We start from the raw sequence: 18,407 nt of genomic DNA on the forward strand, positions 1-18,407 counted from the left end.
TCCATGGGAACATTTAGAGATTTTGATGCGCCGGTGTTCAAGAATCTTACCAGCGCTATCCGCGCGCTGGCTATGGACGCTGTGCAAAAAGCCAATTCGGGCCACCCCGGTATGCCGATGGGTATGGCGGAGATAGCCGAAGTATTATGGATTCATCATTTACGCCACAACCCCGCCAACCCCAAATGGATGGACCGCGACCGGTTCGTATTGTCCAACGGACATGGCTCGATGTTGATTTATGCCTTGTTGCATCTTACCGGCTACGATTTGCCGATGGAGGAAATCAAACGCTTCCGCCAGCTTCATTCCAAGACGCCTGGCCATCCTGAATATGGTTACACGCCAGGCGTAGAAACCACCACCGGCCCCTTGGGACAGGGACTCGCCAACGCGGTAGGCATGGCGCTGGCGGAAAAAATACTCGCCGCAGATTTTAACCGGCCCGGCTTTGATATTGTCAATCATTACACCTACGTATTTCTTGGCGATGGCTGTCTTATGGAAGGAATTTCTCATGAGGCCTGTTCGCTGGCGGGTACGCTGGGGCTCGGTAAGCTGATCTGTTTTTACGACGACAACGGCATTTCCATCGACGGTCATGTGGAAGGCTGGTTCACAGACGACACACCCAAGCGTTTCGAGGCTTATGGCTGGCATGTCGTTCCCAATGTCAACGGGCATGACCCGGTAGCAATCGAGGCGGCGATCGAGGCAGCCAAGCAAGCTGGTGGAAAACCTTCGATGATCTGCTGCAAAACCGTCATCGGCATGGGCTCTCCCAACAAGGCCGATACTCATGAAGTCCATGGTGCCGCGCTGGGTGACGCGGAGATAGCCGCTACCCGGCCACATATCGGCTGGCATCATTTGCCATTCGAAATCCCCAACGATGTCTATGCAATGTGGGATAGCCGCGCAAAAGGCGAAAAACTGGAGAGCGAGTGGAACCACAAGTTCGCCGAGTATAGCGAGAAGTATCCCGCCGAGGCCGCCGAATTCACGCGTCGTATGTCGGGAGAATTGCCGGACGGCTGGCGCGAGCACGTGGATGGCTTGATCGGCCGCGTCGATGCCAAGCAGGAAACGATTGCCACCCGCAAGGCTTCACAAAACGCCATTGAAGGCCTGGCATCAGCATTGCCGGAGCTGGTCGGTGGTTCCGCGGATCTGGCGGGATCCAACCTCACCCTCTGGTCTGGGTCAAAAGGCTACAGCCGGGAGAACGGAGGCAACTATATTTATTATGGCGTGCGTGAATTCGGCATGAGCGCAATGATGAACGGGCTGTCCCTACATGGTGGCATCATCCCGTACGGCGCGACCTTTCTGATGTTTTCGGAATATGCCCGCAATGCCTTGCGCATGGCCGCGCTGATGAAAATTCGCACTTTATTCGTGTTTACCCATGATTCGATCGGCCTGGGCGAAGATGGTCCGACACATCAAGCGGTGGAACAGACCGCGACGTTACGTTACATTCCCAATATGTATGTATGGCGGCCCTGTGATACCGTTGAATCCACGGTCGCCTGGGCACGCGCAATTGAACGCAAGGATGGCCCTTCAACACTGATTTTCAGCCGCCAGAATCTGCCATTCCAGAAACGCGACGCCGCCACTATCAAACTGATCGACAAGGGCGGTTATATCCTCTCCGAGGCCGCGGACGACAAGCCACAAGCCATCATTATCGCCACCGGTTCTGAAGTGGGACTGGCAATAATGGCACAAAAAGCACTTGCTGAAACAGGTGTCCACGTACGCGTGGTTTCAATGCCTTGTACAAACCTGTTTGACCGCCAGGACCCGGCTTATAGGGATAGCGTATTACCCAAGGGTATAGGGCGCGTAGCGGTGGAGGCAGGTGTCACCGATTACTGGCGCAAATATGTTGGACTTGAGGGCGCGGTGGTCGGCATGGATACATTTGGCGAATCAGCGCCTGCCAGCGATCTGTTCAAGCATTTCGGCTTCACCGTCGAGAATGTGATAAAAGCGGTGAATAGCGTTATTTAATTCCCTCGGGGGAACTTGCGGTATGGGGATTTCTTTGCGCTACGGTTCGATTTTTTTATCCAAGGAGTTCAAAATATGACAATCAAAGTCGGTATCAATGGGTTTGGCCGTATTGGACGCATGGTGTTTCGTGCGGCAATACAAAATTTCGAAGACATCGAAGTCGTCGCGATTAATGATCTGCTCGAACCAGACTACCTGGCTTATATGCTGCAACACGACTCCGTGCATGGCCGCTTCAAGGGAGATGTCTCTATCGAGGGTGACGACACCCTGGTCGTCAATGGCAAGAAGATCCGCCTGACCGCCATCAAGGATCCGGCTGAACTGAAGTGGAACGAGGTGGGTGCCGATGTTGTCGTTGAGTCTACGGGTCTTTTTCTGACTAAGGAAACCTGCCAGAAACACATTACGGCCGGTGCTAAAAAAGTCATCATGTCAGCACCTTCCAAGGATGACACGCCCATGTTTGTTTATGGCGTGAATGATAAAACGTATGCTGGACAGTCCATTATTTCCAATGCGTCGTGTACCACCAACTGTCTTGCCCCTGTCGCCAAGGTATTGAACGACACCTTCGGTATCAAGCGCGGCTTGATGACTACCGTACATGCCGCCACCGCCACACAGAAGACGGTCGATGGCCCTTCCAACAAGGATTGGCGCGGAGGACGCGGTATTCTTGAAAACATCATTCCATCCTCGACCGGCGCCGCCAAAGCAGTCGGCGTGGTTATTCCGGAACTGAACAAGAAACTCACCGGCATGGCCTTCCGCGTGCCGACTTCCGACGTATCGGTGGTCGACCTCACCGTCGAGTTGAATAAGGATGCCACCTACGAGGAAATCTGCGCCGCCATGAAGAAAGCATCGGAGGGATCAATGAAGGGGGTGCTCGGCTATACGGATGAAAAGGTCGTTTCCACTGATTTTCGCGGGGACAGTTGCACCTCCATCTTTGATGCGGAGGCTGGCATGTCTTTGGATGGCAGTTTCGTAAAGGTTGTTTCCTGGTACGACAACGAATGGGGTTATTCCAGCAAGATTCTGGAAATGGTCCGCGTTGCCGCCGCCAAGTAATGGGCGGTGAGGGGTTGAGAATCGCGGGAACATAAAGAAGTCTGTCTGATCCGCCTTTCACCTTCATTTTCTACTTCGACCGGGCATAAGGAATAGGCCGCAAGCCGTCCCTTATGCCGCACAAATCTGGAGCTTCCCGTGTCTGTCATCAAACTCATCGATCTCGATCTTAAAGGCAAGCGTGTATTCATTCGCGCCGATTTGAATGTACCCGTTAAAGATGGCAAGGTTACATCTGATGCGCGTATTACCGCTTCCATGGCTACCATCAATCACTGCCTGAAACAGGGGGCTAAAGTGATGGTGACTTCGCATCTGGGCCGCCCCGAGGAAGGCGTATGGTCTGAGGAGAATTCACTCAGGCCGGTTGCCGAAAATATCGCTGCCCGTCTGGGCAAGCCCGTGCGCCTGATCAAGGATTGGGTAGAAAACGGATTCGAGGTCGCGGAAGGTGAATTGGTTGTTCTGGAAAACTGCCGCATCAACAAAGGCGAAAAGAAGAATGTTGATGAGACTGCACAGAAGTATGCCAAGCTGTGCGATGTATTTGTCATGGACGCCTTCGGCACCGCACATCGTGCCGAAGCCTCCACCCATGGTATTGCCAAGTATGCGCCGGTTGCTTGCGCCGGTATTTTGCTGACGGAGGAACTGGATGCGCTGACCAAGGCCCTGCTGAATCCGGCGCGCCCCATGGTCGCCATTGTCGGCGGTTCCAAGGTGTCGACCAAGCTTACCGTGCTTGAGTCCCTCTCCGAGAAAGTGGATCAGATGGTGGTGGGCGGCGGCATCGCCAATACCTTTCTCAAAGCTGCCGGAAAGAATACCGGAAAGTCTTTATGCGAAAATGATCTGGTTCCTACCGCGAAGACATTGATGGACAAGATGGCGGGGCGCAACGCTTCCATCCCTATCGCGGTGGATGTCGTGGTGGGGAAAAAATTCGATGCGAACGAACCGGCAATATTGAAAGATGCCGATTCGGTGGCTGATGATGAAATGATTTTTGATATTGGCCCGAAGAGCGCGCAAGAATTGGCGGATATCATCATGAAAGCTGGCACGGTGGTATGGAATGGCCCCGTTGGCGTATTCGAGTTCGATCAATTTGGCGCCGGAACCAAAACCATCGCCATGGCAATTGCCGATACCAAGGCATTTACCCTGGCTGGTGGTGGCGACACCATCGCCGCAATCCAGAAATATGGTATTTATGACAAGATATCGTACATTTCCACCGCTGGCGGTGCCTTCCTGGAGTTTCTGGAAGGCAAGAAACTGCCGGCCGTGGATATACTCGAGCAGCGCGCACGCTGATTTTTGTACGGTTAACCGATGCGGCCCATCTACCTGGAAATGATTCTGAATCCAGCGATTAGTGGTTCATTTTTCGCTCATCTTTTAAGTCCGGCACTATGATTGACAAAGTATTTTCGCATCGTGCGACCCTTACCTCTTTAGTGAGCTTGCTACAACTACCGGATTTAGAATGATTCGAAGAACGAAGATCGTCGCTACGCTCGGCCCCGCATCCAGGGATCCCAAAATTCTGGAGCGCATGATAAATGCCGGAGTGGACGTGGTACGCATCAATTTTTCTCATGGCACACGGGAGGAGCATATCGAGTGTGCCGAGCTGACCCGTTCGCTGGCACGTGCCGCAGGCCATGCCGTGGGGGTACTGGCGGATTTACAAGGCCCGAAGATCCGGATTGGCAAATTTGAAAAAGGAAAAATCGCACTCAAGACCGGTGACAAATTTATACTCGACGCCGAATGTGCGTTGGGCGACCAAGAACGGGTAGGACTGGATTATAAAGAGCTGCCCAATGATGTCGAAACGGGTGCGACACTGATCCTGGATGATGGCCGTATCGTGCTCGGCGTCTCCGATGTCCAAGGGTCCCGGGTGTATTGCGTGGTTGAACAGGGCGGCGTGCTATCCAACAACAAAGGTATCAACCGCAAAGGTGGCGGACTCAGCGCCCCTGCATTGACCAGTAAGGACGTGGAAGACATCAGGACTGCCGCGGCGCTCAAGGCGGATTACCTCGCAGTATCCTTCCCGCGCTCCGGAGACGATATGCGCTGGGCGCGTGAAGTGATGCACGAAGCCGGTGGCAAAAGTTTGTTGATGGCAAAAATTGAGCGATCCGAGGCAATTCTGGCGCTGGATGATATTTTGCAGGCATCCGATGCCATTATGGTGGCGCGCGGTGATCTTGCGGTAGAAGTAGGCGACGCGGTAGTGCCGGCGCTGCAGAAACGTATGATCCGCACGGCGCGCGCCAACAATAAACTGGTGGTAACCGCCACGCAGATGATGGAGTCAATGGTCACCAGTCCGGTGCCCACCCGTGCCGAAGTATCCGATGTCGCGAATGCGGTGCTGGATGGCACCGATGCGGTCATGCTGTCCGCGGAATCCGCTGCGGGCCAATACCCAGTCGAAGCCGTTGCGGCCATGGCCAGGGTTTGCCTCGAGGCGGAAAAGGAATATCTGGCGAGCAGCGAACTCCGTCGGCTTCAGGGCGGCATTCCGGACACCATCGAGGAAGCGATCGCCCGCGCCACCATGTTTACCGCCGGCGGTCTGAAACTCCGTGCCATTGCCGCGCTTACGCAAAGCGGCAGAACGGTATTGCTGATGTCGCGCAGAAGCTCCAATGTACCCATATTTGCTTTAAGCCCGCAAGAGGATACCCGCCGCAAAATGACCTTGTTTCGCGGTGTTTACCCGATAAAATTCGGTGGGGGCTCGAATGATCCCGAGATCATCCTGAATCATGCGGAAAACGAGCTTCTCAAGCGAGGAGTGGTGCGCAACGGCGATCTGATTATCATGACTATCGGCGAACCGGTGGGCAAGGCGGGCGGTACCAATACCATGAAAATTGTCAAGGTGGGAGAATACAGAAAGGCTTCGGCGAAGCCTGAAATCTGAGTAACAGGAACACTGCTTGCCATGTCATTTCAAGGCAGCGCTATTTCTGACTTACACTAACGGCTCACCTTATACGATTCACTCTACACAGATTCTAACTTGGAGGAGGCTCAAATGGCACTCGTATCATTGCGTCAACTTTTGGATCATGCGGCGGAAAATGGCTATGGTCTGCCCGCTTTCAATGTAAATAATCTGGAGCAGATTCAGGCCATCATGCAAGCGGCCGATGAATGCAACAGTCCGGTCATCATGCAGGGTTCTGCGGGTGCGCGCAAATATGCGGGGGAAGCCTTTTTACGCCACCTGATTGCGGCGGCGGTGGAGTCTTATCCGCATATCCCCATCGTCATGCATCAGGATCACGGCGCATCCCCGGCGGTATGTATTAACGCTATCCGCAGCGGTTTTTCCAGTGTGATGATGGATGGCTCGCTGGAGGCGGACGCCAAGACGCCATCATCCTATGAGTACAACGTCGAGGTCACTGCCAAGGTGGTGGAGATGGCGCATGCAGTCGGCGTTTCTGTCGAAGGCGAGCTGGGCTGCCTGGGCTCGCTCGAATCCGGCATGGGTGAAGCGGAAGACGGGCACGGAGCCGAAGGGAAGCTATCTCATGATCAGTTGCTGACCGATCCGGAGCAGGCCGCCGACTTCGTCAAACAAACAGGCGTGGATGCGCTGGCCATCGCCATCGGGACCTCCCATGGTGCGTACAAATTCACGCGTAAACCGACTGGCGACATTCTCGCAATCGAGCGCGTCAAGGAAATTCATCAGCGTATTCCCAATACGCATCTGGTGATGCACGGCTCCAGTTCCGTGCCGCAGGAATGGCTTGACATCATCCGCGAATATGGTGGAGAAATGAAGGAGACGTATGGCGTGCCGGTGGAGGAGATCCAGGAAGGCATCAAGCATGGCGTGCGCAAGATCAATATCGATACCGACATCCGCCTCGCCATGACGGGTGCAATCCGCCGTCATCTTGCCAAAAACAAGAGCGAATTCGATCCGCGCAAATTTCTCAAGGATGCGACCGCAGCCGCGAAGGATATTTGCAAGGCACGCTTTGAGGCATTTGGCTGCGCCGGTCAGGCAGGCAAGATCAAACCCGTCATGCTGGACAACATGGCAAACAAATATGCCAAGGGTGAATTGAAAGCCGTTATCAAATAAATGAAGTGAATAACTGGCCCAAGTTGCACTTCTCCTTCGGGACATGAAAGGTGACAGGGATCCGGATATACAAAAAGGCGCTCAGCATTGATCGCCTTTTTGTTTGCCGGCAATACAAGTCTGCCAGTGGATAAGCTGCGTGCATTTTATTTGGCGGACTGCACGGGGCGACTCAAAAGGACCATCAAGTAAAACTTTTACCAGAATGGGTCATTTCTATTGAAATGCTTCCAGGCATTATTCAGCTCCAGCTTCTTGATCAGTGCCAGACTCACACCCCAACCCCGGATGATACCGGCGGCTTCATGCTGATCACTTTCATCTTTAGCGATAGGTACTTCGCTCAGCAGGCGTTCAGCAATGGCAGTGTCGTTCATCGTACCCAGAATATCTTGAAGAGTAGATAAAGACTGAATGTAACGTTTCGTCGCCTTATGCGGATAAAACCCGGTAAAAAACTCAACGGCGTAGCGTTGTTTCTTGGCGACGATGCGCAGAGCGTGTAATTCCGGCACGCTGAGATTCGCCAGTTTTTCGTCATATTTTTTGAGTTGACGATGGCGGCGCGCCAGCAGCGTTCCGGCAAATTCTTTCACTGTCATGCCAGATCCGGTTCCGGGGGAATCGTCCGACACTGGCAAATCTGGCTGGGCAAGCCAGGGTTCTGCGCATAACCACGCGCCCAGCCTCAACATCAACTCCGTATAGTGCCCGGATTCCACAGCGTTGCGCGCTGCTTCATTGTGATTGCGGCGTAGCTGCTCACACTTTTCCCTTAGCGCCAACATCCCCTGATGATCGGAAAAGGCAAGGTGAACCGTAGCCAATGTTTCCGTGACGAATACGTCCCAATCCCGCGCCGGGCCAAATTGCCCGGCCAGCCACTTCAATTCCTGTGCTGTCGGAGTAAACGCCGCCTTGGAAAACGCCTTGGAAAAAATACTCAAGGCCGAACGTTGCCTGCGCAAAGCAACACGCATTTGATGCAGATATTCAATGTCGCATCCTTCCAGCATGCCGGCTTCGTTGCTGTGCAAATGACCGAGGCAATTCCATGTTATCGCCTTGAACGCTTCACTGACGCCCATTTCAGCCGCAAGCGGGACCGGCCGGGCTTTGAGTGGTGGAGATCTGGAGCCGGAAGCAAGCGCATAGCCACGCTCTGCCTTACTCGCATTTTCCAGCCTGACGGGAATATCGTGCAGCAGATCCTGCGCAAGCTGAAATAATGGCAACGGACTGCCCGATTTCAATTCCAGTTCAATTTCGCAAATGGGCACACTCGCATCCCCGGCAATAATCTCTCCCCGATCCAGACAAAATTCCGCTTCGCTGCCATCGGGCAGACGCAGTGTGCGCGTACTACGGTTGAATACGGTAGTAAACAACGGTCGCAGTTGCTCACGCAGGCTGGCGGTGCTAAACAGCCTAACAAGCGAAGGATCGGAGATTTTGGTAAAATCGGGTTGTGCTTTCAGTACCGGCGCTTCCCATTCGTCACGCTGATGCAGTCCCGTCGCGACGCTACCTCCACCTTTGATGGACTGCATCCATCGTTTACCCTCACGGCGCAACCGGAATGCGACGTCATTACGCCTGAGATCAAAATCAGGCGTGTCATAGTAAATGCTGTAAAGTTTTCGTGTGACGGAATTTGAAAGACTTAACGATCGCAGCAATGAATTATGCTGCAACCGGGCGATAGCGTCCGGTGGTAAGCGCAACTTGAGTTCGATCTCGGTAGGCATTGTTTAGTTGTTACGGACCCACCCACTACTGTCCCTCAGGCTGCCTCGCCACCGCGAGCTCCGCAAGCAGCGTCTCCTGAGCACAGAATTTCTTGCTGGCACGGGCAGACCTGAGACGATAATTACCGTTGCTATCCATTTCCCATGCCTGTGTATTGTCCCTGAGGTAGGTATTCAAGCCTTCGACCAGCACACGCTTTTTCAATTTTGGGTCCAGAACAGGAAAACATATTTCAATACGGCGGAAAAAATTCCGATCCATCCAGTCAGCGCTGGAGAGATAAATGGCGTGGGTGCCACCACTACGAAAATAGAAGATCCGGGTGTGTTCAAGGAAACGGCCAATTATCGAACGCACCCGGATGTTTTCTGATAACCCCGCAATGCCGGGGCGCAAGGCGCACACGCCGCGAACGATGAGATCGATTTTCACTCCGGCACCTGAAGCTGCATAGAGCGCTTTAATAATTTCCGGCTCAAGTAATGCATTCATTTTGGCAATGATACGCGTCGGTTTTCCCGCTTTGGCGTTCTGCGCTTCTTTGTCGATAGCGATCATCATCTGGCTGTGAAAGCTGAATGGGGATTGCCATAGATGTTTTAATTTTCCCGCCTTGCCGAGGCCGGTTAGTTGCATGAAGACTTCATTCACGTCGGCGCAAACTTCCTCGTTGCAGGTAAACAAGCCGAAATCGGTATAGAAGCGGGCGGTACTGGGATGATAATTACCAGTACCCACATGCACATAACGCCGCAGTTTGCCTTCTTCGCGCCGCACCACCATCGCCATCTTGGCGTGGGTCTTGTGGCCCACGACACCATATACCACATGCGCACCGACTTCCTCCAGACGGCTGGCCCAGTTTATGTTGGCTTCCTCGTCGAAACGTGCCAATAGTTCCACCACTACCGTGACTTCTTTACCGCTACTCGCCGCGGCGATAAGCGCGGTCATTACCAGCGAATCCGTTCCCGTGCGGTATACGGTTTGTTTGATTGCCACCACGTCGGGGTCCGTCGACGCCTGTTGAATGAAGTGAATCACTGGCTGGAACGATTGATAAGGATGATGCAGGAGAACATCATTCTTGCGAATTATCTGAAAAATGTCGACGGCCTTTTTCTTTTGCAGCGTAAGCGGAAGACCGGGAATGAATGGTGGATATTTCAGATCGGGACGGTTAATACGATCAGGAACCTGCATCAGCCGCACAAGATTCACCGGTCCTTCCACCTGATAGAAATCATCACGGGTGAGACCCAGTTGCTCCAGCAAGAAATCCGCCATGTGTTGCGGGCAATTGTCCGCCACTTCCAGCCGTACCGCGTTGCCGAAATGGCGCTGAGGCAATTCTCCCTGCAGCGCGACACGCAGGTTTTTAACCTCCTCCTCGTCCACGAACAAGTCGCTATTCCGGGTTGCGCGGAATTGGTAGCAGCCCAGCACACTCATACCGGAGAATAATTCACCCACGTGGGCATGCAGAATCGATGATAGAAATACGAAGTTATATTCGCTGGTACTGATTTCACCCGGCAGAAGAATTACGCGCGGCAATACCCGCGGCGCTTGCACGATAGCCGTTCCCGAACTGCGCCCAAAAGCGTCCTTTCCTTCCAGTTCGATTGCAAAATTCAAACTCTTGTTGAGTACACGCGGAAAAGGATGCGAGATATCAAGGCCGATGGGGGTAAGTACCGGCATCAGTTCACGAAAGAAAAAAGCCTTAATCCACTCGCGCTGAGCGTCATTCCAGGCGGCGCGGCGCAGGAAGCGGATACCCTCATTCGCAAGTCCGGGCAAGACATCCTGATTCAACAACCGGTATTGACGCGCCACCAGCGAATGAGCTTGCTCAGCGACCAGCTTGAATACCTGCTGCGGCAACATGCCGTCTGGTCCGAAACCATGCGTATCCAGAGTGATCTGCTCCTTTAACCCGGCGACGCGAACCTCGAAAAACTCATCGAGATTACTGCTGACGATGCAAAGAAATTTCAGCCGCTCCAGAAGAGGATTGTCTTTATTGTCGGCTTGCGCAAGGACCCGCCGGTTAAATTCGATCTGACCGAGTTCACGATTGATAAATTGACTGCCGATTGAGGAATTTGGCATGAAAAGGAGTTCGTTCTAAACGACTTCAGCTATGGATAGACAGTGATGGCAGGCATACCACCTTCATGCGCGAAAGATACGGCCATTCTCCTGCCATCTTTCATTTTGTCGGCGGCACATAGCCTACAGGCTGTTCCGCCCCGGCTCCAAAAAAATATGCCTCCATCTGTTCGCTCAGATATTTGCGGGCTTTGATCTCCGCGAGATTCAAGCGATTTTCATTGACCAGCATGGTCTGGTGTTTGATCCACCCGGACCATGCCTCTTTCGATACATTATCGACAATGCGCTTCCCCAGCTCGCCCGGATAAGGCTGGAAATCCAGCCCTTCCGCTTCCCGCCCGAGTTTAACGCATTTAACTAGCCTTGCCATTGATTGCCTCCAAAAGAAATTGTGAATGCATTATGGCTATTCCGTCCGGTCACGTAAACCACGACATGCATGGCCAGCCGTCCACCAACGAAGCCGGGACGCGCCCAAACGAAGAATTGCCACGAGGAATCGGTGTGATCATATTTCCTTTACGAATACCTTGGAACGGCGCTGATAATTGTAGAGTCCCTGTTTCGCTTTTGGTAATTCACCTACATCGGTTTCGACAAAGCCCCGCTCGACAAACCAGTGGGCAGTCCGGGTGGTGAGGACAAACAACTTTTTACCGCCTTGAGACCGGACCTTGGTCTCAATATTCCTGAGCAACGCATCGCCACATCCGGCGCTACGATAATCGGAGTGCACGGTGAGGCAGGCAAGCTCGCCCGCATTGTCGTCGGGAAAAGGGTAAAGAGCCGCGCACCCTACTATCATGCCGTCATGCTCGACCACGACAAAGCGATCTATTTCCATTTCCAGCAGTTCGCGGTTCCGCCGCACCAGCGTTCCATCGATTTCAAGCGGCTCGATCAATTGCAGGATACCGCCCACGTCCTCTATTCCCGCTTTACGCAGGTTTTGCAGCGGGCCCTCCGATATCATGCTTCCGATACCACTGTGAGTGAACAATTCCTGTAGCATCGCACCGTCCACATGACGGCTGATAAGATGAACACGCGATACGCCACCTTCACAGGCCCTTACGGCGAAGGGCAGATACAACTGGGCATCATCGGAAAGTTTGGCGGTCTTGTTTGCAAGTTTCACGAGCAGCGCCTTGCCCTCAGCCACGGTCAGTTCGCGCAACAGCGGTGGCTCGGAACTATCGGGACATTCCTTTTCTATGCCCGCGGTATCCATCAAGAAAACAAGCTTCTCGGCTTTGAGTGCGATCGCGGCTTCAGCCGCAACATTTTCAAGGGTCAGATTAAAAATCTCGCCGGTGGGCGAGTATCCCAGCGGCGAAAGCAGCACAACCTCACCCTGTTCCAGACGGGAGCGGATTGCCGCGATATCCATCTTGCGCACCTCGCCGGTATGCATCAGATCAATGCCCTCTATCACGCCCACCGGACGAGCGGTGACGAAGTTTCCGCTGGCGACGCGGATGTCAGCGTTGGCCATGGGCGAGTTTGGCAATCCCATCGACAGCAGGGCCTCGATTTCGACGCGGACCCGCCCTATGGATTCCTTCACGCATTGCAACGTGGCAGCATCGGTAACGCGCATTCCTCTGACATATATGGTCTGCAACCGGCGCTCGTTCAACCGCGCTTCGATCTGCGGGCGTGCACCATGCACCAGTACCAGCCGCACACCCAGGCTCGCCAGCAAATTGAGATCATGGACAAGCTCGACAAATTTTCCATCGGCCACCACTTCGCCGCCGAAAGCAACGACAAACGTCTTGCCACGGAACGCGTTGATATAAGGTGCCACTGAACGGAACCAGGTTACAAAATCGGTATGCGGCTTCATGCTTACGCTTTAATATAGTGAGCCCGGATAATCTATTAGGCGGCTCTCCGAGCCTACCCAGGTGCTGACGGTCATCTTGCGTCCTAATGGATTATCCGGGTTGAAAAAATTTTGACGATTTATGCCAGTATTATGGCAAATGAAATGGAATGTCCATGCAATCCTAGTTTATAGCTGCCAATCCCCGCTTGGGAGACTATACAGGGGCTTCACGTTATGTCCGCTCCAGACGTGGTAAGTCAATAATCTCCCCATAGCGCTTGCATCGCCGCGACTGCTGCCAATGCGGCGCTCTCAGTGCGGAGTATGCGCCCACCCAGACGCAGCGGAATAAATCCAGCCACCAGAGCGGCGGCCTCTTCCTCCGGCGCATATCCACCTTCCGGTCCCACCAATAGAGTGATGGCAGCGGTAGCGGAGGGTTCGCGAAAATCATGCAATCCCTTCTGTGCGGAGGGTGAGAGCATAAAGCATGGATTGGGAGGGGCCCCTCCATCGCTTGAATTCTTCCGCTCATCGATCTGCGAGCCGAGCCAGTGAGGCAGCGATATCAACGGCAGCACTTGGGGAACGCGATTTCTGCCGCACTGCTCGCAGGCGGAAATAACAACTTGTTGCCAGTGCTTCATGCGTCGTTCCACTCGCTCGCCTGAGAGCTTCACCGTGCTCAACTTTGTGATGAGGGGCTGAATGCGGGAAACGCCCAGTTCCACCGCTTTTTGTAGAATCCAGTCCATTTTTTCGCTGGCGCATATCGCCTGCGCGAGTGTGATGGCAAGTGGCGACTCTCTTTCAATATCCAGATATTTTGCAATTACCGCTGCCGCGCCATGTTTTCCGATACGCCCGATAGTCGCCTGGAATTCACCCGTATTGCCATCGAATAAAATCAATTCGTCGCCTTGTTCCAGTCTCAATACGCGTAAAGCATGGTGCGCGACGCTGGCAGGCAACTCGATGATCTGGCCGGCAGTCATTGGCTCAGGGCAGTAAAAACGGGGAAGTGCCATCGTTTCCGGGGCGCGGCAATTAATGATCGTCTCTCATGATAATATAACGGTATCCCGGCAAGCCTGAATTTTGTCCAAATGATGCCATTCAAGCACTGAGCGGTCGGCTGCGGGATTCAGGATTATATACGGTGGGCTTAAATATTATTCATGCTGATTCCTGCCTGGGATTTTTGGCTTGCGATAGAAGTGTAAAAGCATTTTGTTATTTATTCGGGAGGGAAAACATGGCCAGTCTGGAAACGCCTGTTTGTAATTTCGGCTGGGAGGCGGTGGATTTCGATTTACCGGGAGTGGATGGAAAGCGCTACAACTTAACATCCGTAATAGGCGAAAAAGGGTTGCTGGTGATGTTTATCTGCAACCACTGCCCTTATGTAAAAGCAATACGGGATCGCATTATCCGCGACGTGAAAGAATTACGGAAATATGGCATAGGAGCCATCGCCATCATGTCCAACGATCCGGCCGATTATCCCGAGGACTCATTCGATAACATGGCACAGGTAGCAAGGGAATACAATTTTCCTTTCCCCTACGTGTGGGACGAAACCCAGCAAGTCGCCAAGACGTATGGTGCGGTATGCACGCCGGATTTCTTTGGTTTTAACGACAAGCTTGAACTTCAGTACCGCGGCCGGTTGGATGCCTCGCGCAAAGAGGCCGCCCCCGCGGAAGCGCGCCGTGACCTGTTCGAGGGTATGCTTCAGGTTGTGGAAACCGGTCGCGGGCCTGATGAGCAGATCCCCAGCATCGGCTGCTCGATCAAATGGCGGACGGAATAACAGGTGCTCGATGCGGTCATTGCCGCAGTCAGAGCGGTTGCGCAACAGGAAATCATACCACGCTATCTAAGAGTTACGCGTCAGCGCAAAGCTGATGGCAGCCTGATTACCGAAGCAGATCTTGCCACGCAGGAAGCGCTGTCGCGCGAGTTGAGAAAAATTTGCCCTGGCGCTGTGGTGGGGGAGGAAATGACGGAACAGGACCAGATTGACCAATGGCTTGCTGGGGATGCGGGGCTGTGGTGCATGGACCCAATAGATGGAACCTCCAATTTCGTCAATGGCCTGCCCTATTTTGCGGTGTCGGTGGCACTGATGCGGCAGGGAAGAAGCATTCTTGGTGTCGTCTATAACCCGGTTGCAGACGAAATGTTCTACGCGGAGCAGGGCAGCGGAGCCTATCTCAATGGCGAGAAACTACCCATCAAGGAACATGTCCCGCTGCTCAGAAGTGCGATGGCGAACGTCGATTTAAAGCGGCTTAGCGCCAAACTTGCGGCAGGAGTCTGCACTGAGCGGCCTTTCTCTTCTCAGCGTAATTATGGGTCGTGCGCGCTGGAATGGTGTTACACCGCCGCCGGACGATTTGATCTCTCCCTGCACGGCGGACAGAAACTTTGGGATTACGCCGCCGGCTGCCTTATCCTGGAAGAGGCGGGGGGACACATGTGCGGTTTCGAGCAAGATGATTTCTGGGCGGAACCGCTCTGGCAACGCCCGGTCATCGCTGCACTTGATCAAGGCCTTTTCCTACAATGGCGAGATTGGGTGCGAGCGCATCGGTAAATCACCCCCTTTTCTTCAAACGCCAGTCTAGGGCCTGTTAACACTTATTTCGTACCCGTGTTGCTACACAAAAAACGCGGAGGCCGCGTTTTTTGTGTAGCAACCCCGAAGGGACGGGACGGATTTCATCCAGCCCTTCGTTACTCGCCGCTTACGGAGGCTTGCTCCGCCGCGCGGGTCATGCCTCGTGCTGGGTGAAATCCGTCACCGTCGCGGGTGCAAAATAAGTGTTAACAGGCCCTAGCCCTTCCCAACCAGGGCATCTATGAAATCAAGCAGAAGTCGATTATTTTCTGCCGCATTTCAATCAGCCTCCCCTCCCTGAACATTCGTTCCCATTAGTAGCTGGCTTTTCATATGCAACTGGATAAAAACTGTCTCCTTTCGACGACAAAAAAATATATTAATAAACAATAAGTTAATAAAAAATATAAATGAATTTATAGAATATGGCGACAATATTTATATAGCATAACCTATAACCCAATGATTATTAATCACTAAGTTTTATGGCACGGATTGTGCTTATTTGTAGTGCAATTGATTCGGTTAGCCCAACACAAGAATTTTCTACGCTGTGTGGCGTACCCAAACAAGTGCCCTCCCATGACGAATACAACCTGGTTATTTTTTGTGCGATCTATTTATCAGGGAAATGGCGGTTGTACTGAAATTTTTGTGCATACCTAATCTAATACGTCTGAGGTATTGCATCCCGGATGTGAATGACTCCGACTAAATCTCTGGACTCTGACATGCAATTAAATACGAAGGAATATTCGTACCCAAACCGCTCTCACTTCCCAGCGAGAGTTAACGAAAACTACCCCGCGCCGCACCCTTTGTCGATTGACTGGCTTCTTGATGAAACCCCCGATGAAGAATTCGTGCTGAAGCGCAGCGGTTACAATATTCGCCTAGTGGATACGCCCAGACAACGCATCAGGGCCGGCATGCTCATTGAGCGCATGTACTCATGGCGCGGTTACCACACAGACACCGCTGCTGCGGCGATGCCGGGCAATATCAACCAGCTTACGCTCGAGGCATCCAGCGAACATCAGATCTTTGGGACGCTAACACTGGGCATGGACTCCGAAGAGGGTCTGCTCGCTGATGAACTTTATGCACGGGAAATCAATAGTTTTCGTGGGAAAGGTAAAAAGGTCTGCGAACTCTCAAAGCTCGCTATAGATTCCGAGTACAGTTCAAAAGAAATGCTGGCGTCACTTTTCCACCTCGCTTATATCTTCGGTCGCAATATCCACAAAGCGACGGATTTATTTATCGAGGTTAATCCGCGTCATGCCGGATTCTACAAGCGCATGCTGGGACTCCGCCAGATCGGAGAGGAACGAACTTGCCGGCGCGTCCAGGCACCAGCGGTACTCATGCACTTGGAACTGGGATACGTGGATACCCAGATTGCTTCCCTGGCAGGCTCATACAAATCCGGCGAAAGATCTCTCTATCCTTATTTCTTTTCCCGGCATGAGGAAGCAGGGTTAGCCAGAAGGCTTCAGTGGCATAATAACTGACCCGCTGCTGTGCGGAGTCTTAGGGCTAGAATAGGGCTAGAATATAGGCGGAAATCGAGATTCCCCCGATTGCGACCTGGTAGATAGTTTTGATTGCTGTCTTCATTCGACGTATATACAATAGCCCTCCAGAGCAGAAAAATCATACTGGAGCGTGGAATGAGCAAGATACTCAACGTATGTTTACTGCTGATAACCGTATTCGTTCTACCTGTCGCATGGGCTGAGCCACCCAAATACGACTCGCTTTACGTGTTTGGCGATAGCTTGTCTGACACCGGCAATGACATTATTCTCACCAGAATTCAGAGAATTAAGCCCCCTATACCCCCTTCGGAGAGTCCTCACCGAACCTACTATAATGGCCGCTTCTCCAATGGTCCGGTTGCGGTCGAGTACTTATGGCGCCTGTTGCGGGGTAGCAATAGTGCGTCGCTTAACCCTTTTCTTGCCAATATCAATCTTCCCGCACAAGGAGGCATCAACTTTGCATTTGGCGGATCAAAGTCAGACTATTTGAACCAGATGCCCGGAGGAATTTATGTGCCGGGAGCGCTCGGTCAAATTGAATTATTCCGCAAAGCATTAAAAGGCAGACAGGCCAAAGCCACTGCGCTATACACGATTTGGACGGGAGCGAACGACTATCTTCTGCTCCTGGAAGAGGGAGCGAGCCCACCGCCGCCTGGCGAGGTCGTGGCAAATATCACCAAGGCTATAAAAACACTCCATTCCCTTGGCGCACGTCATTTCGTCGTACCGAACCTCCCTGATCTGGGTTTAACTCCTTTTATGCAGGAAAAAGGGCTGGGAGCAGAATTCCTGCTGCTTACCCAAAGCCATAACGCCTTATTGGTTCAAGCGCTAAATGAACTTGCTCCCCGGCTACCGGGCATCAAGATTTTCCTCGTCGACCTGTTTCAGGTATCACAAGACCTACTGAATGAAAGCGAAAATCCCATCGTCACCACTCCGCCCGCCGTTGAAACGCTTCCTGGCGGAACCGGTGCCGCCAGTTGCTTTTTCATTAATCCCGCAACCTGTCCGGATGTTGACGTGACTGCCGACTTGGCACAACCTTTCGCTTTCTGGGATTTGATGCATCCCACGACTTTTATCCATAATCACTATGGGCGAGCCATGTTTAAAAGTTTGCAACCCAAACAATAATCTGCCTACAGCAATAGTATGCGGTGATTACTTCTCACCAGACCTCATATGTCGATCAGGATTATGATTGAAAATCGAGGTACTGGAAAAACAGGGATTTCAGGAAAACGTTGTTTAGGAACGCCCTTCATGTAAGAAATCCCGTAATGGGCAATTTGATAAATCAAGCTACCCATTCGC

General features: G+C 52.7%; 14 protein-coding genes. 9 read left to right on the forward strand and 5 right to left on the reverse strand.

From position 1 onward, the window contains the following. Positions 1 to 3: 3 nt before the first annotated feature. From tkt to fba, 5 genes are all read left to right on the forward strand, one after another. Entirely contained in the window at positions 4 to 2,019 is a 2,016-nt protein-coding gene (tkt, locus tag BLO43_RS06330) for a transketolase (protein WP_090906347.1), read from the forward strand. A gap of 75 nt (positions 2,020 to 2,094) precedes the next feature. Further along, the gene (gap, locus tag BLO43_RS06335; RefSeq protein WP_074630961.1) at positions 2,095 to 3,099 is read left to right on the forward strand and encodes a type I glyceraldehyde-3-phosphate dehydrogenase; all 1,005 of its coding nucleotides are present in this window, start codon (positions 2,095 to 2,097) and stop codon (positions 3,097 to 3,099) included. A 138-nt stretch (positions 3,100 to 3,237) separates the two neighbouring features. Then, positions 3,238 to 4,416, forward strand: coding sequence for a phosphoglycerate kinase (locus BLO43_RS06340; protein WP_090906348.1), 1,179 nt, complete (start codon positions 3,238 to 3,240; stop codon positions 4,414 to 4,416). Positions 4,417 to 4,588: 172 nt separating this feature from the next. Beyond that, entirely contained in the window at positions 4,589 to 6,043 is a 1,455-nt protein-coding gene (gene pyk, locus BLO43_RS06345) for a pyruvate kinase (RefSeq protein WP_074630957.1), read from the forward strand. Between the two features lie 114 nt (positions 6,044 to 6,157). Then, positions 6,158 to 7,222 carry a class II fructose-bisphosphate aldolase gene (gene fba, locus BLO43_RS06350; RefSeq protein WP_074630955.1) on the forward strand — a complete coding sequence of 355 codons (1,065 nt, stop codon included), beginning with the start codon at positions 6,158 to 6,160 and terminating at the stop codon, positions 7,220 to 7,222. Between the two features lie 197 nt (positions 7,223 to 7,419). Here the strand turns inward: fba and BLO43_RS06355 are convergent, their stop codons facing one another. The 5 genes from BLO43_RS06355 to BLO43_RS06375 form a co-directional block, all read right to left on the reverse strand. After that, a complete protein-coding gene (locus BLO43_RS06355; protein WP_090906349.1) occupies positions 7,420 to 8,970 on the reverse strand; it encodes a CYTH and CHAD domain-containing protein in 1,551 nt (516 codons plus the stop codon). Positions 8,971 to 8,995: 25 nt separating this feature from the next. After that, positions 8,996 to 11,086, reverse strand: a complete 2,091-nt coding sequence (ppk1, locus tag BLO43_RS06360) for a polyphosphate kinase 1 (RefSeq protein ID WP_090906350.1) — start codon at positions 11,084 to 11,086, stop codon at positions 8,996 to 8,998. A 100-nt stretch (positions 11,087 to 11,186) separates the two neighbouring features. Next, on the reverse strand, positions 11,187 to 11,459 hold the full coding sequence (locus BLO43_RS06365; protein WP_090906351.1) for an oxidative damage protection protein: 273 nt from the start codon (positions 11,457 to 11,459) through the stop codon (positions 11,187 to 11,189). Positions 11,460 to 11,597: 138 nt separating this feature from the next. Then, complete coding sequence (gene argA, locus BLO43_RS06370) at positions 11,598 to 12,938, reverse strand: amino-acid N-acetyltransferase (RefSeq protein WP_090906352.1); 1,341 nt, start codon at positions 12,936 to 12,938, stop codon at positions 11,598 to 11,600. A 239-nt stretch (positions 12,939 to 13,177) separates the two neighbouring features. Next, positions 13,178 to 13,948, reverse strand: coding sequence for a 16S rRNA (uracil(1498)-N(3))-methyltransferase (locus BLO43_RS06375; protein WP_090906353.1), 771 nt, complete (start codon positions 13,946 to 13,948; stop codon positions 13,178 to 13,180). A gap of 227 nt (positions 13,949 to 14,175) precedes the next feature. Here BLO43_RS06375 and BLO43_RS06380 point away from each other — a divergent pair, with 227 nt between their 5' ends. The 4 genes from BLO43_RS06380 to BLO43_RS06395 all read left to right on the forward strand — a co-directional run bounded on the left by BLO43_RS06380 (position 14,176) and on the right by BLO43_RS06395 (position 18,227). After that, positions 14,176 to 14,733 (forward strand): thioredoxin family protein, encoded by a 558-nt coding sequence (locus tag BLO43_RS06380; RefSeq protein WP_090906354.1) that lies wholly within the window; start codon positions 14,176 to 14,178, stop codon positions 14,731 to 14,733. A 3-nt stretch (positions 14,734 to 14,736) separates the two neighbouring features. Beyond that, positions 14,737 to 15,519 (forward strand): inositol monophosphatase family protein, encoded by a 783-nt coding sequence (locus tag BLO43_RS06385; RefSeq protein WP_090906355.1) that lies wholly within the window; start codon positions 14,737 to 14,739, stop codon positions 15,517 to 15,519. Positions 15,520 to 16,274: 755 nt separating this feature from the next. Continuing rightward, positions 16,275 to 17,057, forward strand: a complete 783-nt coding sequence (locus BLO43_RS06390) for an N-acyl amino acid synthase FeeM domain-containing protein (protein WP_217628038.1) — start codon at positions 16,275 to 16,277, stop codon at positions 17,055 to 17,057. Between the two features lie 159 nt (positions 17,058 to 17,216). Beyond that, positions 17,217 to 18,227, forward strand: a complete 1,011-nt coding sequence (locus BLO43_RS06395; RefSeq protein WP_090906356.1) for an SGNH/GDSL hydrolase family protein — start codon at positions 17,217 to 17,219, stop codon at positions 18,225 to 18,227. Positions 18,228 to 18,407 lie beyond the last annotated feature (180 nt).

The organism is Nitrosospira sp. Nsp13 (assembly GCF_900101945.1).
GTDB lineage: Bacteria > Pseudomonadota > Gammaproteobacteria > Burkholderiales > Nitrosomonadaceae > Nitrosospira > Nitrosospira multiformis_D.

Bases quoted from the DNA above. Each gene is read 5' to 3' on its own strand.
- fba (WP_074630955.1), top strand. From the start codon at position 6,158: ATGGCACTCGTATCATTGCGTCAACTTTTGGATCATGCGGCGGAAAAT.
- BLO43_RS06395 (WP_090906356.1), top strand. From the start codon at position 17,217: ATGAGCAAGATACTCAACGTATGTTTACTGCTGATAACCGTATTCGTT.
- ppk1 (WP_090906350.1), bottom strand. From the start codon at position 11,086: ATGCCAAATTCCTCAATCGGCAGTCAATTTATCAATCGTGAACTCGGT.
- argA (WP_090906352.1), bottom strand. From the start codon at position 12,938: ATGAAGCCGCATACCGATTTTGTAACCTGGTTCCGTTCAGTGGCACCT.
- BLO43_RS06380 (WP_090906354.1), top strand. From the start codon at position 14,176: ATGGCCAGTCTGGAAACGCCTGTTTGTAATTTCGGCTGGGAGGCGGTG.
- BLO43_RS06375 (WP_090906353.1), bottom strand. From the start codon at position 13,948: ATGGCACTTCCCCGTTTTTACTGCCCTGAGCCAATGACTGCCGGCCAG.
- tkt (WP_090906347.1), top strand. From the start codon at position 4: ATGGGAACATTTAGAGATTTTGATGCGCCGGTGTTCAAGAATCTTACC.
- BLO43_RS06355 (WP_090906349.1), bottom strand. From the start codon at position 8,970: ATGCCTACCGAGATCGAACTCAAGTTGCGCTTACCACCGGACGCTATC.
- BLO43_RS06365 (WP_090906351.1), bottom strand. From the start codon at position 11,459: ATGGCAAGGCTAGTTAAATGCGTTAAACTCGGGCGGGAAGCGGAAGGG.
- pyk (WP_074630957.1), top strand. From the start codon at position 4,589: ATGATTCGAAGAACGAAGATCGTCGCTACGCTCGGCCCCGCATCCAGG.
- BLO43_RS06390 (WP_217628038.1), top strand. From the start codon at position 16,275: ATGCAATTAAATACGAAGGAATATTCGTACCCAAACCGCTCTCACTTC.
- gap (WP_074630961.1), top strand. From the start codon at position 2,095: ATGACAATCAAAGTCGGTATCAATGGGTTTGGCCGTATTGGACGCATG.